Source organism: Polynucleobacter sp. es-GGE-1, from assembly GCF_018882005.1.
In the GTDB taxonomy this organism is placed as follows: Bacteria; Pseudomonadota; Gammaproteobacteria; order Burkholderiales; family Burkholderiaceae; genus Polynucleobacter.
The window spans coordinates 130,299-144,176 of sequence record NZ_JACVPE010000004.1; the positions used below are offsets into that span (position 1 = coordinate 130,299).

Sequence of the window (13,878 nt, forward strand, 5' to 3'; positions counted from 1 at the left end):
TTATGGCAAACCCTGCACCTACTTCTACTCCCGCATTTATTCCGTTTACGCGCCCCAGCTTTAATCAAGAAACGATTGATGCCGTTGCTGAGGTATTGCTCTCGGGCTGGGTAACCTCGGGACCAAAGTTAGCAGAGTTCGAAGCAGCCCTCAGCGACTACTTTGGTGGTCGCCCGGTGCGTTGTTTTGCTAATGGCACGGCAACCATGAAGATTGCATTGCAAGTTGCTGGCATTGGCGAGGGCGATGAAGTAATTACCACGCCGATATCTTGGGTAGCCACTTCGAATGTGATTTTAAGTGTTGGTGCCAAACCAGTCTTTGTGGATGTTGATCCTGTTACCCGCAATATTGATCTCAATCAAGTGACTGCAGCAATCACTCCTAAGACTCGCGCCATCATGCCAGTATATTTGGCTGGCCTGCCAGTTGATATGGATCAGCTCTACGCATTAGCCAAGCAATACAAGCTGCGCGTGATTGAAGATGCTGCACAAGCGTTTGGATCGCAATGGAAAGGCAAGAAGATTGGTAGCTTTGGTGATCTAGTGAGCTTTAGTTTCCAAGCCAATAAGAATCTCAGTACGGTTGAAGGTGGTTGTCTTGTACTCAATAATGCAGATGAAACCAAGCTTGCTGAAAAGTTTCGTCTACAGGGTTTAACTCGTCAAGGCATGGATGGCATGGATGTGGATGTGTTGGGCGGCAAAGATAATTTGACCGACGTTAATGCGGTCATTGGCTTACAACAACTCAAACAATTGCCAGCTTATCAAACACGTCGCGCTACACTTGCACATCAATACTTTGATGTGATCCGTACCGAACTCAAATCTGCAGACCTGGATCATCTTAAGTTAGAGCTTCCAGTTGAAAATTTCACAGAGAGTAATTGGCACATGTATCAAGTAGTGCTGCCACTAGATCAACTCAATTGTGATCGCGCCCAAGTCATGATGGAATTAAAAGCCCTCGGCATTGGCACTGGTGTGCACTACCCTGCCATCACCGGCTTTACTCTGTACAAAGATCAAGGCTATAAAACGAGTGATACTCCTATTGCAGAACGTATTGGTCGCTCTATTCTCACTCTCCCGCTATTTCCTGGAATGGCTGATGAGGATATTCGTCGTATAGCCAGTGGATTAGTCGGAATCCTCAAGAAACACCGTAAAAACTAGTCTTATTGGGTTAAATCCCCAGAATCAGGCAAAATTGCAGCATGACCGCAAATTTAGCTGCCAATCCAAAACTCAGCATCGTTATTCCCGTTTACAACGAAGAAGACGGTCTTCAGGCTTTATTTGATCGCCTTTATCCTGCATTAGATGCGCTCGCTACCAAACGCAATGTTGCATATGAGATTGTTTTTGTAAACGATGGCAGTAAGGATCGCTCAGCAGGGATTCTGGCTAGACAAGTGGAGTTGCGTCCTGACGTTACACGTGCAGTGTTATTTCATAGCAACTTTGGCCAGCACATGGCCATCATGGCTGGTTTTGAATACGCGAAAGGTGAACACATCATCACCTTGGATGCAGATTTACAAAATCCTCCCGAAGAAATTGATGCGCTCACTGAGCAATTGCTAAAGGGTCATGATTACGTCGGCACTATTCGTGCAGATCGTCGCGATAGCTTCTTCAGAAAATTTGCCTCACGCGCGATGAATCGTTTACGTGAAAATATTACCCGTATCACAATGACCGATCAGGGCTGCATGCTGCGCGGCTATAGCCGTCGCATCGTTGATCTCGTTCGTCAATGTGACGAGAACAATACCTTTATTCCTGCGCTGGCTTATACCTTTGCTGCCAACCCCATTGAAATAAGCGTCAAGCATGAAGAGCGCTTCGCTGGTGAATCCAAATACAGTCTCTATCAACTGATTCGCTTGAACTTTGATTTGGTTACCGGCTTTTCTATCATACCTTTGCAGATCTTCTCGATTCTGGGCATGTTACTGTCGCTCGCTGCCGGCAGCTTGTTTGCATACCTATTGGTGCGCCGCTTTGTTTTAGGTGCAGAGGTTGAGGGTGTCTTCACCCTCTTTGCGCTCACTTTCTTCTTAATTGGTGTGATGCTCTTTGGCCTTGGTCTTTTGGGTGAATATATTGGCCGCATCTATCAGCAGATCCGTAATCGCCCACGTTATGTGGTGCAAACCATTTTAGAGAAAAAATAATTGCACGCTGTCGTATTCGCATATCACGATGTTGGCGTTAATTGCCTCAAAGCACTTCTTAATGCGGGCATCCAAGTTGATCTGGTAGTTACTCACGAAGACGACCCCAATGAGAATGTCTGGTTTGCTAGCGTCGCCAAACTCTGTACCGAAAAAAACATTCCTTACATCACGCCAAGTGCTAGCGAGTTAAATGATTTAACTCCTAAGCTTCAAGCACTATCGCCTGACTATATTTTTTCCTTCTACTACCGCCATATGATTCCGGCGCAAATTTTGGCTTGCGCCAAGATTGCCGCACTCAATATGCATGGCTCATTACTGCCGAAGTACCGAGGTCGAGCTCCAGTCAATTGGGTAATCTTGCATGGTGAGACAGAAACTGGTGCCACCCTCCATGTCATGGAAGTCAAACCAGATGCTGGTGACATTGTTGGACAAGCAAAGGTCAGCATTGGTCCAGACGAAACCGCGACAGATGTCTTTGGCAAAGTCAGCGGAGCTGCTGTAGCGGTAATTAACCAAGTTCTGCCAGAACTCCTCCAAGGCAAAGTTCCCCGCAAGCCCAATGAACTCCAAAAAGGCAGTTATTTTGGCGGCAGAAAGCCTGCTGATGGGCAAATTCACTGGAATCAGAGTGCACAGCAAGTCCATAACCTTGTCAGAGCCGTTGCACCCCCTTATCCAGGCGCTTTTACTGAGCACAATGGCGCAACCATGATCCTAGCCCGCACTAGCCTGAAAGGCCCCTTTCCAGCCAAGCTCGATCTTAGGGCTACTGGTATCCAAGTGGTTGATAATCGGGTATTCGGCATTTGTGGCGACCACCAAGCAGTTGAAGTCTTGGAATGGTTTCCAGCAAGCAAATAGGCATTAAATACAAATTAGATTAAAACGAGGCAGTAGAGATGAAAAAAGTACTCATTCTTGGTGTTAACGGTTTTATCGGCCACCACCTTTCCAAACGCATTCTGGAGACAACCGATTGGGATGTCTATGGCATGGATATGCAGAATGATCGCCTGGGTGATTTGATCAATCACCCTCGCATGCACTTCTTTGAAGGTGATATCACCATCAATAAAGAGTGGGTTGAATATCACATTCGCAAATGCGACGTTATCCTCCCTTTGGTTGCGATTGCTACACCGGCAACTTACGTACAACAACCACTTAAAGTATTTGAGCTCGACTTCGAAGCCAATCTGCCGATCGTGCGCTCTGCTGTTAAATATAAAAAGCACCTGGTCTTCCCATCGACCTCTGAGGTTTATGGCATGTGTGAAGACAGCGAATTTGATCCATCTCAATCGAATATGGTTTACGGTCCAATCAATAAACCCCGCTGGATCTATGCTTGCTCCAAGCAATTGATGGATCGCGTGATTTGGGGTTACGGTATGGAAGGCTTGCGCTTTACCCTCTTCCGCCCATTTAACTGGATTGGTCCTGGACTCGACAGTATCTACACTCCAAAAGAAGGCTCCTCCCGCGTAGTGACTCAGTTCTTGGGTCACATCGTGCGTGGCGAACCTATTAATCTAGTAGATGGTGGCGCACAGAAACGTGCTTTTACTTATATTGATGATGGTATCGACGCACTCATGCGCATCATCGCCAATAAAGATGATGTTGCTAATGGCAAGATCTACAACATTGGCAACCCAAAGAACAATCACTCTGTTCGTGAATTAGCAAATCAAATGCTCGAGATTGCCCGTAGCATCCCTGAGTACGCCAAAACAGCGAATGACGTCAAGATAGTGGAAACAACCTCTGGAGCATATTACGGCGAAGGTTATCAAGATGTTCAGAACCGCGTACCAGCGATTGACAACACTATGAGTGAATTGGGTTGGAAACCGACTACGCCAATGGCAGATGCCCTCAAGAATATTTTTGAAGCTTATCGTCAAGACGTGGAAAAAGCCCGCTCTTTAGTCGACAAAGAATAAGCAGAAATAGATTCAAGGATTCATGGCTAAGATTGCTCTCAAGGTTGATGTTGATACCTTACGTGGCACCAAAGAAGGTGTCCCTAATCTAGCTAGAACCCTTGAGCGTTTTGGCTTAAAGGCCACCTTCCTATTTAGCCTTGGACCAGATCATACTGGCTGGGCCTTAAAAAGAGTTTTTCGCCCCGGCTTTCTAAGAAAAGTGAGTCGTACCTCTGTCGTAGAGCACTACGGCATTAAAACTCTGCTCTATGGCGTTCTTCTTCCTGGCCCAGACATTGGTAAAAAAGCAGCTGCAGAAATGCGCGCAATTGATCAAGCTGGACATGAAACTGGTATACACACTTGGGACCACGTTGCATGGCAAGATGCTGTGCGCAATCAAGACTCCGGATGGACTAAGGCGATGATGCAAAAAAGCTGGGATCGCTTTGTCGAGATCTTTGGTCACGCTCCAGTAACCTATGGTGCAGCAGGCTGGCAAATGAACGAAGCCGCTTTTGAGCAGCTCGATCAATGGGGGATTACATATTCCTCTGACGGAAGAGCAGAGCCGAACTTGATACCGTATCGCCTAGGACTTACTTCAGGTAAGGCAAAACATGTGCAGTACCCAACCACGCTACCGACTTTTGATGAACTCATCGGGATCGATGATGCCGATGAGTTTGGGGCTGTCAAAAAACTCCTTGAAATTACCCAAAGCAATCCCAATGACCAAGTCTTCACCCTGCATGCAGAATTAGAGGGTCAGAAGCTACTTCCAGCGTTTGAACAACTATTGGCTGGATGGCTCAATCAAGGTCATGACCTAGTCACCATGGGCGAGTTACACCAATCCTGGAAAGCCACCAATCAACTGGATAAAATAGCGGTATTGCCACTCACCTGGGGTGAGATACCCAATCGAAGTGGCGAACTGATTATTCAGCATCATTAAGCAAGTAAAACCAAGAGACAAATTACAAAGGATCATCATGACAGTAGCAATCGGCCAAGCAATTCCAACATGCGCTATTCCGGCGACATCAAACCTCACTTTTTCTCCGGCATCTGCTAAAGGAAAAAAACTGGTTCTCTACTTTTATCCAAAAGATATGACGCCAGGCTGCACTGCCGAGTCGGGTGAGTTTCGCGACAACATCGAAGCCTTTACTAAAGCAAATACCTTGGTGGTTGGCGTCTCTCGCGATAGCCTCAAGTCGCATGACAATTTCCGTAGCAAGTTACAACTGCCATTTGAACTAGTTGCCGATACCGAAGAAAAGCTCTGTCAACTCTTTGGAGTCATCAAGATGAAGAATATGTATGGCAAACAGGTCCGCGGAATTGAGCGCAGCACCTTCCTGTTTGACTCTACTGGGACGTTAGTAAAAGAGTGGCGCGGCCTAAAGGTTCCTGGTCATGTGACAGAGGTATTACAAGCGGCTCAAGCTACCAAATAATTTTTGCAACAATTTGTTCTCGGGTGCTTGCAAAGCCCAAAATTTGGGGTAAAGTAAAGTCATATGCACCGTAAACGACGGGAAAGTCTGACAATCCGTTTGAATCAGAAACCTGAGCATCTGAAGTCAGGTTCGGGGAGCAACCCCCTCCGTTTTTTTGAAGTCCTTGCAACTAGTTTCGTAATAAACCGTCAACGCACTCCGCTTGGCGGTTTTTTCTTTTAGGAGAGCCTGCATGCCATTGCCACCCATCCCAACTCAAATTGCTGATCAAGTGAAGCTCAGTCGGAAAGATACTCCCGACTTAAAGAAGCGCCCAGCTCCAGCAAAACCAGTGGTGGTAGAAGCCTCTGATTGGGTAAACGATGTCGAGGAAGATTTATCTGCAGCAGAAGTAGCTCTGGAAAAAATTAAAGCAGACCGCAGCCCCACCCGAAATGAAAATCATGTAGCAACTCCTGCAAAACCAAAACGTGTCATTCGTACAGGTCCCCCAAGTTTATTTGTACTCGATACCAACGTCTTGATGCATGATCCAAGTTCTTTATTCCGTTTCTCGGAGCATGACCTTTTCTTACCTATGACCACTCTGGAAGAATTGGACAATCATAAAAAAGGAATGACCGAAGTAGCCCGCAATGCACGTACTGTCAGCCGCTCTCTCGATCAGTTGGTTGCCGGTACTAGCGGCACCTTAGATGACGGTATCCCGCTCAACAAACTTGGCAACCAAGATGTTTCCGGACGCCTGTATTTCCAAACCAAACTTGCTACTCAAGCTTTGCCAGAGGGACTGCCCGAAGGTAAGGGTGACAACATGATTTTGGCTGTGGTTAGCGAACTTCAAAAAACGCGCAATGGTCAAGAAGTAGTCTTGGTATCCAAAGACATCAACATGCGCATTAAGGCGCGTGCTTTAGGCTTGCCCGCTGAAGATTATTTCAACGACCAGGTACTTGAAGATCGTGACTTAATGTACTCAGGCGTCATGTCATTGCCTGCAGACTTCTGGCCAAAGCATGGCAAAGATATGGAAAGCTGGTCTGATTCAAAATCAGGCACGATGTTCTATAGAGTTACTGGACCATCTGTGCCAAGCATGCTAGTCAATCAATTTGTTTATCAAGAAAATCCAGACGGCTCTACACCGTTCTATGCCCACGTACGAGAAATCAATGGCAGAACTGCTCTCTTGCAAACCCTCAGAGACTTTTCTCACCAGAAGAACAATGTATGGAGTGTTACTGCACGTAATCGTGAGCAAAACTTTGCGATGAACTTGCTAATGAACCCTGATGTAGATTTTGTGACGCTCCTAGGGCAAGCTGGTACTGGTAAAACCTTGTTAGCTCTAGCAGCAGGCCTTGAGCAAGTCCTAGATAGCAAACGTTATAACGAGATCATCATTACCCGCGCCACCGTTCCCGTTGGCGAGGATATCGGCTTCTTGCCTGGTACCGAGGAAGAGAAAATGCAACCTTGGATGGGTGCCTTTGATGACAATCTAGAAGTGTTGCAACGTAACGATGATGCTGGTGAGTGGGGTCGTGCTGCTACTCAAGAGCTCATTCGCTCACGGATTAAAGTCAAGAGCATGAACTTCATGCGCGGTAGAACCTTTGTAAGTAAATTTGTGATCATCGATGAGGCACAAAACTTAACACCAAAGCAAATGAAAACCCTCGTAACGCGTGCGGGCCCAGGAACGAAGATTGTTTGCCTAGGTAATATTGCACAGATTGATACACCTTACTTGACGGAAGGTTCATCTGGTCTTACTTATGTCGTTGACCGTTTTAAAGGTTGGCGCCATGGCGGCCATGTGACCCTAGCGCGCGGCGAGCGCTCACGTCTTGCGGATCATGCTGCCGACGCGCTCTAAGCAAACCCGGTCATGCCGCACTCTCATTGGGTGCGGCATTTTTATTTGTTCGATCCTGGCATTATCGGGATGCAGTACATTCAGCAGTAAAGCAGGCCCATCAAAAGTGGTGCAATTCAAACAAGACACTAGTGTCGGCACCGAGGATATCTCTATTGCAGCCGTAGGCTTAGTAGATGTTCCCTATCGTTATGGGGGCAATACGCCCAAGGGTGGCTTTGATTGCAGCGGCCTCATTGTTTATGTTTATAACAAAGCGGCGGATATTAAATTACCCCGCACAATCCAACAAATGAGTACTCAAGGCAGGAGTGTTGAGAACCAACCACCAGCACCAGGTGACTTAGTGTTTTTCAATACTACCGGTGAAAAATATTCACATGCTGGCATCTATGTGGGGCAAGGAAGGTTTGTGCATGCGCCAAGCGCAGGTGGCACTGTACGCCTTGACTACATTACCGCACCCTATTGGGCTGCTAAGTTTACTGAGGCTCGTCGGATAGCGCCCTAAGCTCTCTATCCCCATAGGGTAAATAGCACTTGCCCTATATTTCCCAATAGCTTAATTTTGATTAGAGTATCGATTTAAGAAAGTCATTCATTGAAGTATTCACAAAAGGGGTCACTATGAAGAAAATCGTCATCGCTTTAAGCATCGCATTGAGTTTTACACTTCCCATCTATGCTTTTGCCGATCAGGCAGCCTGTGAAGCAAAAGCTGTGAGCAAGGATGGTAAGTCTTTATATGGCGCCGCTAAAGATGCCTCCATTAAAAAATGTATGGGCGATGCAAAACCCAATGATTGTGAAGCTAAAGCGGTCAGCAAAGATGGCAAGCCACTATATGGTGCTGCTAAGGCTGCTTCCATTAAGAAATGTGAAGGCGGAAAATAAGTAATTCGGTTGAGCGCACTGCCTCAGTAAAAAAGCCTCGCAATGCGAGGCTTTTTGATGTGTTCATTCTTCATCGATATTTTAGAACGGCTCATAACCGCCAGAAGAGTAGCCGATAGATCCCATCGCTAAGTTATCGAACTTGGTATATGGGCCTTGCCAGCTCAATCTAACTGTACCAATTGGCCCGTTACGCTGCTTGCCGATAATGATCTCAGCCATGCCTTTATCAGTCGTAGTATCAGGGTGATACACCTCATCACGATAAATAAACATAATCAAGTCAGCATCTTGCTCGATCGCGCCTGACTCGCGCAGGTCAGACATGATTGGGCGCTTATTAGGACGTTGCTCCAAACCACGATTTAACTGTGAGAGCGCCACTACTGGGCACTGCAATTCTTTTGCAAGCGATTTAAGGGAGCGGGAGATTTCTGAGATCTCAGTTGCGCGGTTCTCTGAACCGGAGCCACTCATCAACTGCAAGTAGTCAATCACTACTAAACCAAGAGTGCCGCCAAAGTTTCTGGCAATTCGGCGCGCGCGCGTGCGCAACTCTAGACTTGATAAGGAGCCAGTCTCATCAATCAAAATTTGTGTATTACTTAACCGGGCAATTGCATCAGTCACGCGTGGCCACTCATCATCTTGCAGCTTACCGGTACGCATACGACCTTGATCAACGCGCCCTACTGAACCGAGGAGGCGTGATGCCAATTGTTCACCTGACATCTCCATCGAGAACACGACCACAGGCAAACCTTCTGCGAGAGCAACATTCTCGGCAATATTCAATGCAAAAGCCGTCTTACCCATCGAAGGCCTTCCGGCAACAATGACTAAGTCACCTTTTTGTAGACCACTGGTTTGCTTATCCAAATCAATAAAGCCTGTGGCAATACCAGTGATGTCGCTACCACCTTGGCGGTTGTATAGCTCATCAATACGTGCCACAACCGAGCGTAAGAGTGGTTCGATCTCAAGGTAGTCTGCTTTGCGACTACCTTCTTCACCGATTTGCAAAATACGAGCCTCTGCCTCATCCAACAACGTTCTCACTGGACGGCCCTCTGTAACAAAAGCAGAGTTCACAATGCTGTCTGAAACTTCAATTAAGCGACGCAGAATGCTGCGGTCACGAACAATGTCGGCGTAGCCTTTAATGTTCGCCGCACTCGGTGTGTTCTGCGCTAATGAATTGAGGTAATCAACGCTAACCAAATCGCCACCCTGCTCAGACTTAATTGCATCATGAACAGTAATGACGTCGGCGGGATGGTTGTCGCTAACTAAACGTGCAATGACTTTATAAATCAATGCATGCTCAGGGCGATAGAAATCTTTATCGTTTAAGACTCCACCCAGGTTGTCCCAAGAGGAGTTATCGATCAGTAGACCGCCGAGCAATGATTGCTCGGCTTCTACAGAATGGGGTGGAACTTTTAAGGCCTGCACGACTGCATCCCCAGAACCCATCATGCCGGGATTCAGCGTCACGGAACGTGAACGGGATTCAGCCATGAGGCTAGCGAAGTTCCTAAAGCCTGAGTTTTAAAACTTAAGCTTGTTCGCCAACTACACGAATCGTGATGTCAGCCACTACGTCGGTATGTACAGCAACCGCAACAGGATGATCACCAACCATTTTCAATGGGCCAGTTGGCATACGAATTGAAGCCTTCTCAATCGTGAAGCCTTTCGCTTTCAATGCATCGGCGATGTCATGGTTAGTTACAGAACCAAACAAACGACCATCAACGCCTGCTTTTTGACCGATTTCGAGAACCAAGTCTTTGAGCTTCACGCCAACTGCTTGGGCAGCAGCCAATTTCTCAGCAGCCAATTTTTCTAACTCGGCACGACGTATTGCAAAATCAGCGATTGCTGCTTCAGTTGCACGACGAGCTTTACGTTGCGGGATTAGGAAGTTACGAGCGAAACCGTCTTTAACGCGAACGACGTCACCGAGGTTGCCCAAGTTGGTTACTTTTTCTAAAAGAATAATTTGCATTGAGGGCTCCCAATTATTTTCTATGTTGATCGGAGAATGGCAGCAAAGCCAAGAAACGAGCACGCTTGATAGCAGTGTCTAACTGACGCTGATACTTTGCTTTTGTGCCTGTCAAACGAGCAGGAGTGATCTTGGCGTTTTCGCCAATGAAGTCCTTCAATGTATCTACATCTTTGTAGTCGATTTGCTCAACGCCACCAACAGTGAAACGGCAATAACGCTTACGCTTGAACAATGGGTTCTGAGCTGGTTTCTTTTTGAAATCGGGTTTCTTTCCAAACGCCATGATGATTTCCTCTTTAATTTTTCAATTGAATATGGGTAATATGGAAAACAAGTCTTTGATTACGTAGAGTCTTCGGTGTTAAGAATCCTTCAAACACTGCCTCAACTCCTAAATCCATTCGCTCTAGATCCTTTTGTATGGGACCAATTGCTATGGCTTCAACGCTCATCTGAATTTTCCTTGCCACTCCTACCTCGTTCGCTTCGCCACGATGTTCTAGCTGGCAATGCATCACTGGTATTCCTGCAGGTGTAAATCGAATCGCGTCTTTAGAAACTAAGATTGCAGTGAGGGTGAAATGATTCAACGCCGCCCCGCTTCTCTAATACGTTTTCTAGTCTGTGTATTCCTCTTCAAATTTCTAACTTAGGCTACCGCTGCAGGAGCGTCGGCTTGAGCTGATTTGCGAGCTTCTTCACGTTGCACTTCTTTCATCATGATGGAAGGCTCTGTTTCAGCTTTCTTAGTCTTGATAATGAGGTGACGCAAAACAGCATCGTTAAATTTGAACGCATGCTCAAGCTCTTCCAGAGTTTTCTGGTCGCACTCAATGTTCATGCAAACGTAGTGGGCTTTAGCAAGCTTGTCGATCATGTAAGCCATCTGACGACGACCCCAGTCTTCCATACGATGAATTTTGCCGCCCGCAGCTGCTAATGTAGCTTTGTAACGATCGATCATCGCTGGCACTTGCTCGCTTTGGTCCGGATGGACGATAAAGACGATTTCATAATGACGCATCAAACACTCCTTTAGGATTAAGTCACCTGGGCGTCTGCCAATTTCTGATGGTTTTGAAATTAGCGCCAGTGTGACAAGGTAGTAACAAATTGTAAGTACTGCTCACAACACTTTTTAAGTCCTCACCTAAATTCAGGCAAGACCGCTATTCTAGCAAAAAAATCCTGCCAAGTCAGGGATTTAGGGTTTGCTTTGTGATCTTTTTCAGCATTTAAAGCCAGCTGCAGTGCAATCCTCGCTCTGGGAGCAGAAAGAACCCCTGCCAGTTCACAAGAAAGCTCATCTTTTGAGGCTACAGTTGCCCCGGCACCAGTTCGGGACGTTCTGACCAAAGCGATGCCCTGCATTTGAGCCTTTTTCAAAGGCTCAAGCCAAGTTTTATGAAAACCGCCTAAACCAGTCCCAGCCAAAACCAAGCCCTGGACACCTGCGCCAACAAGCGCCTCAATTGTCTGCCCCCGCGCTCCAGCGTGACTAGTCAGAATATCTACCCAAGGCCAAACCTCAGGAATGGGCAAATCCTCAACTGAGGCAGCCTGAATTGCCTTTAACCTAGAAAGCCAAGAGGGGTTTATCAAGCCTATAGGGCTGTTGGGCGAGTCCATCAGTGGCGCATTTAACGCCGAACTATGGCGTTTAGCCAAATCCCGTGCCAAGCAAACTTTGCCGGCAAATACTGCAAATACCCCGCCAGGACAGTTTTCAGGTGCGGTTGATGTCCATTTCAAGGCATCCAAGAGGTTTGCTGGACCATCTGCTTGAGGTGCATTTGCAGGCAGCATGGCGCCAACTAAGACCACCCTTTTGCCTAATTTTTCAGCAAGCCTGCCACAGGTAGCATGTAAGAAAAACCCAGTTTCTTCAATGGTGTCGGTACCATGAGTAATCACTACGCCTTTTACAGCAGGATTTTGAAGAGATTCTTTAACTGTATTGCCTATCAGGGTGAGTAAATCCTCACTAAGATCACGACTATCGATATTGGCCAGCTGTTGAGAGACTATTTTTACAGCATCTGGAATACTTTCCTGAATCTTTGCCAAGAGGGTCTCAATACCAACTTGGCCCGATTGATATGCAGTCGAATTGGCAGGATCATAGGCTAAACCAGCAATGGTTCCACCCACCCCCAAAACCAAAATATGGGGGATATTTTCAGGATTGCCACGGATCGAGTTCATACCCCATTATCTCCCTAAATTACTTGAATTATCAAAAAGTGCTGTATACAATCCCAGTATGGACATAAATACAGTCGATTATCTAGAGGAGCTGACTGCCCTCCCCAAACTCACTGCACGCCAGAGTGAGATATTGGAACTGATCACCAAAGCAATTGATGAGAGTGGTTTGCCGCCGACTCGAGCAGAGATTGCCACGCAATTAGGATTTGCATCTGCAAATGCTGCTGAAGAGCATCTTCGCGCACTTGCAAAAAAAGGCTATATTGAACTAACGCCAGGAACATCACGCGGCATTCGCATCCCCCAGCGCTTTCATCAAGCACAACACTCAAACAAATATCGTCAATTGTCATTACCATCTGGCGCATTACAGCAACTCACGCTTCCACTCATTGGTCGCGTTGCTGCAGGATCACCGATCATGGCAGTTGAGCACATTGAGAAACAAGTCCCAATTGATCCGAGTTTATTTAGCAAGGGCGCTGATTACTTATTAAAAGTAAAAGGGATGAGCATGCGCGATGCGGGTATTTTGGATGGCGACTATTTAGCTGTCAGAAAAACTACCGAAGTACGTAACGGCGATATCGTTGTTGCACGTCTTGATGATGAAGTCACTGTCAAACGCTGGCAGCAAAAGAAAACAGCTAACGGCATGGTGATTGAGTTGCAAGCAGAAAATCCAGACTTCAAAAATATTGTGGTCGATAGTCGTCAACCGAACTTTGCAATTGAAGGTCAAGCGGTAGGCCTCATCAGGGCTGAAGGCTTGTAAGCCAATTCCTCCATAAGAAAAGGCCTCCAGTGGAGGCCTTTTTATTTCCTGCAGATTTCTTACTGACTGCTTGCTACTTGATTACCGCTTACTTGGCGCCACGACATTGGCGTTCTTTGGAGATGAAGTAATCGTAATCAAGGTTTTTGGTCCAGTCAAAGGACCTTCATTTAATTCGACGGTAGCAGTGCGATCACCTTTAGTAAAGACCAAAATACTAGTTTTAGACTTTACTGCACTGACTGTTGTCCAACCGGCTCGAGGGTATTCTGACTGGAAGAAGGCATAAATATCAGTTGGGGTTTGCACGCCGGACAGAACAACACGACCTACCCAGTTATCACCACGCCCAATAATCAACGACTCTCCGCCAATAATTTTTGATGCGGCAGGCAAAGGCATATCGCCCAAGAGCTGAGTCTGAACTTCTTGTACTTCCTGTTGCGTTCCAGTTGGTGAGTCGCCAGAGCTAGCGCAGGCAGCCAGCAATGCTGTCATGAACAATGTTAGGGCGCTCAAT

Annotated in this window: 16 protein-coding genes and 1 pseudogene; 10 read left to right on the plus strand and 7 right to left on the minus strand. The window is 46.7% G+C overall.

The window, feature by feature from the left end; all coding sequences use genetic code 11:
• The first annotated feature begins 2 nt into the window (after positions 1-2).
• The 9 genes and pseudogenes from ICN35_RS03855 (at position 3) to ICN35_RS03895 (ending at position 8,361) form a co-directional block, all read left to right on the plus strand.
• Positions 3-1,181 (plus strand): DegT/DnrJ/EryC1/StrS aminotransferase family protein, encoded by a 1,179-nt coding sequence (locus tag ICN35_RS03855; protein ID WP_216124430.1) that lies wholly within the window; start codon positions 3-5, stop codon positions 1,179-1,181.
• A gap of 41 nt (positions 1,182-1,222) precedes the next feature.
• Positions 1,223-2,185, plus strand: a complete 963-nt coding sequence (locus tag ICN35_RS03860; RefSeq protein WP_216124432.1) for a glycosyltransferase — start codon at positions 1,223-1,225, stop codon at positions 2,183-2,185.
• Complete coding sequence (locus ICN35_RS03865) at positions 2,186-3,055, plus strand: formyltransferase (protein WP_216124434.1); 870 nt, start codon at positions 2,186-2,188, stop codon at positions 3,053-3,055.
• A gap of 38 nt (positions 3,056-3,093) precedes the next feature.
• Positions 3,094-4,140: a bifunctional UDP-4-keto-pentose/UDP-xylose synthase gene (locus tag ICN35_RS03870; RefSeq protein ID WP_216124436.1), complete on the plus strand. Its 1,047-nt coding sequence runs from the start codon at positions 3,094-3,096 to the stop codon at positions 4,138-4,140.
• Between the two features lie 22 nt (positions 4,141-4,162).
• Positions 4,163-5,080 (plus strand): polysaccharide deacetylase family protein, encoded by a 918-nt coding sequence (locus tag ICN35_RS03875; protein ID WP_216124438.1) that lies wholly within the window; start codon positions 4,163-4,165, stop codon positions 5,078-5,080.
• A gap of 37 nt (positions 5,081-5,117) precedes the next feature.
• The gene (locus tag ICN35_RS03880) at positions 5,118-5,585 is read left to right on the plus strand and encodes a peroxiredoxin (protein WP_215296443.1); all 468 of its coding nucleotides are present in this window, start codon (positions 5,118-5,120) and stop codon (positions 5,583-5,585) included.
• A 235-nt stretch (positions 5,586-5,820) separates the two neighbouring features.
• A complete protein-coding gene (locus tag ICN35_RS03885) occupies positions 5,821-7,467 on the plus strand; it encodes a PhoH family protein (protein WP_215319755.1) in 1,647 nt (548 codons plus the stop codon).
• A gap of 106 nt (positions 7,468-7,573) precedes the next feature.
• A pseudogene (locus ICN35_RS03890) lies at positions 7,574-7,975 on the plus strand (C40 family peptidase); the annotation flags it as partial.
• Positions 7,976-8,094: 119 nt separating this feature from the next.
• Positions 8,095-8,361: a hypothetical protein gene (locus ICN35_RS03895; RefSeq protein ID WP_216124442.1), complete on the plus strand. Its 267-nt coding sequence runs from the start codon at positions 8,095-8,097 to the stop codon at positions 8,359-8,361.
• Between the two features lie 81 nt (positions 8,362-8,442).
• Here the strand turns inward: ICN35_RS03895 and dnaB are convergent, their stop codons facing one another.
• From dnaB to ICN35_RS03925, 6 genes are all read right to left on the minus strand, one after another.
• A complete protein-coding gene (dnaB, locus tag ICN35_RS03900) occupies positions 8,443-9,882 on the minus strand; it encodes a replicative DNA helicase (RefSeq protein WP_370625657.1) in 1,440 nt (479 codons plus the stop codon).
• A 37-nt stretch (positions 9,883-9,919) separates the two neighbouring features.
• Positions 9,920-10,372 carry a 50S ribosomal protein L9 gene (gene rplI / locus ICN35_RS03905; RefSeq protein WP_215296439.1) on the minus strand — a complete coding sequence of 151 codons (453 nt, stop codon included), beginning with the start codon at positions 10,370-10,372 and terminating at the stop codon, positions 9,920-9,922.
• 13 nt (positions 10,373-10,385) lie between these two features.
• Positions 10,386-10,658: a 30S ribosomal protein S18 gene (rpsR, locus tag ICN35_RS03910; protein ID WP_215296438.1), complete on the minus strand. Its 273-nt coding sequence runs from the start codon at positions 10,656-10,658 to the stop codon at positions 10,386-10,388.
• Positions 10,659-10,671: 13 nt separating this feature from the next.
• Positions 10,672-10,965 carry a primosomal replication protein N gene (gene priB / locus ICN35_RS03915; RefSeq protein ID WP_216124445.1) on the minus strand — a complete coding sequence of 98 codons (294 nt, stop codon included), beginning with the start codon at positions 10,963-10,965 and terminating at the stop codon, positions 10,672-10,674.
• 59 nt (positions 10,966-11,024) lie between these two features.
• Positions 11,025-11,399 (minus strand): 30S ribosomal protein S6, encoded by a 375-nt coding sequence (gene rpsF, locus ICN35_RS03920; protein ID WP_216124447.1) that lies wholly within the window; start codon positions 11,397-11,399, stop codon positions 11,025-11,027.
• Positions 11,400-11,521: 122 nt separating this feature from the next.
• On the minus strand, positions 11,522-12,580 hold the full coding sequence (locus ICN35_RS03925; RefSeq protein WP_216124448.1) for an asparaginase: 1,059 nt from the start codon (positions 12,578-12,580) through the stop codon (positions 11,522-11,524).
• A 58-nt stretch (positions 12,581-12,638) separates the two neighbouring features.
• On the opposite strand from ICN35_RS03925, the gene lexA reads away from it, so the two are divergent.
• Positions 12,639-13,358: a transcriptional repressor LexA gene (lexA, locus tag ICN35_RS03930; RefSeq protein ID WP_215296434.1), complete on the plus strand. Its 720-nt coding sequence runs from the start codon at positions 12,639-12,641 to the stop codon at positions 13,356-13,358.
• Positions 13,359-13,439: 81 nt separating this feature from the next.
• On the opposite strand, the gene ICN35_RS03935 is transcribed toward lexA, so the two are convergent.
• Positions 13,440-13,856, minus strand: coding sequence for a hypothetical protein (locus ICN35_RS03935; protein WP_255535700.1), 417 nt, complete (start codon positions 13,854-13,856; stop codon positions 13,440-13,442).
• Positions 13,857-13,878 lie beyond the last annotated feature (22 nt).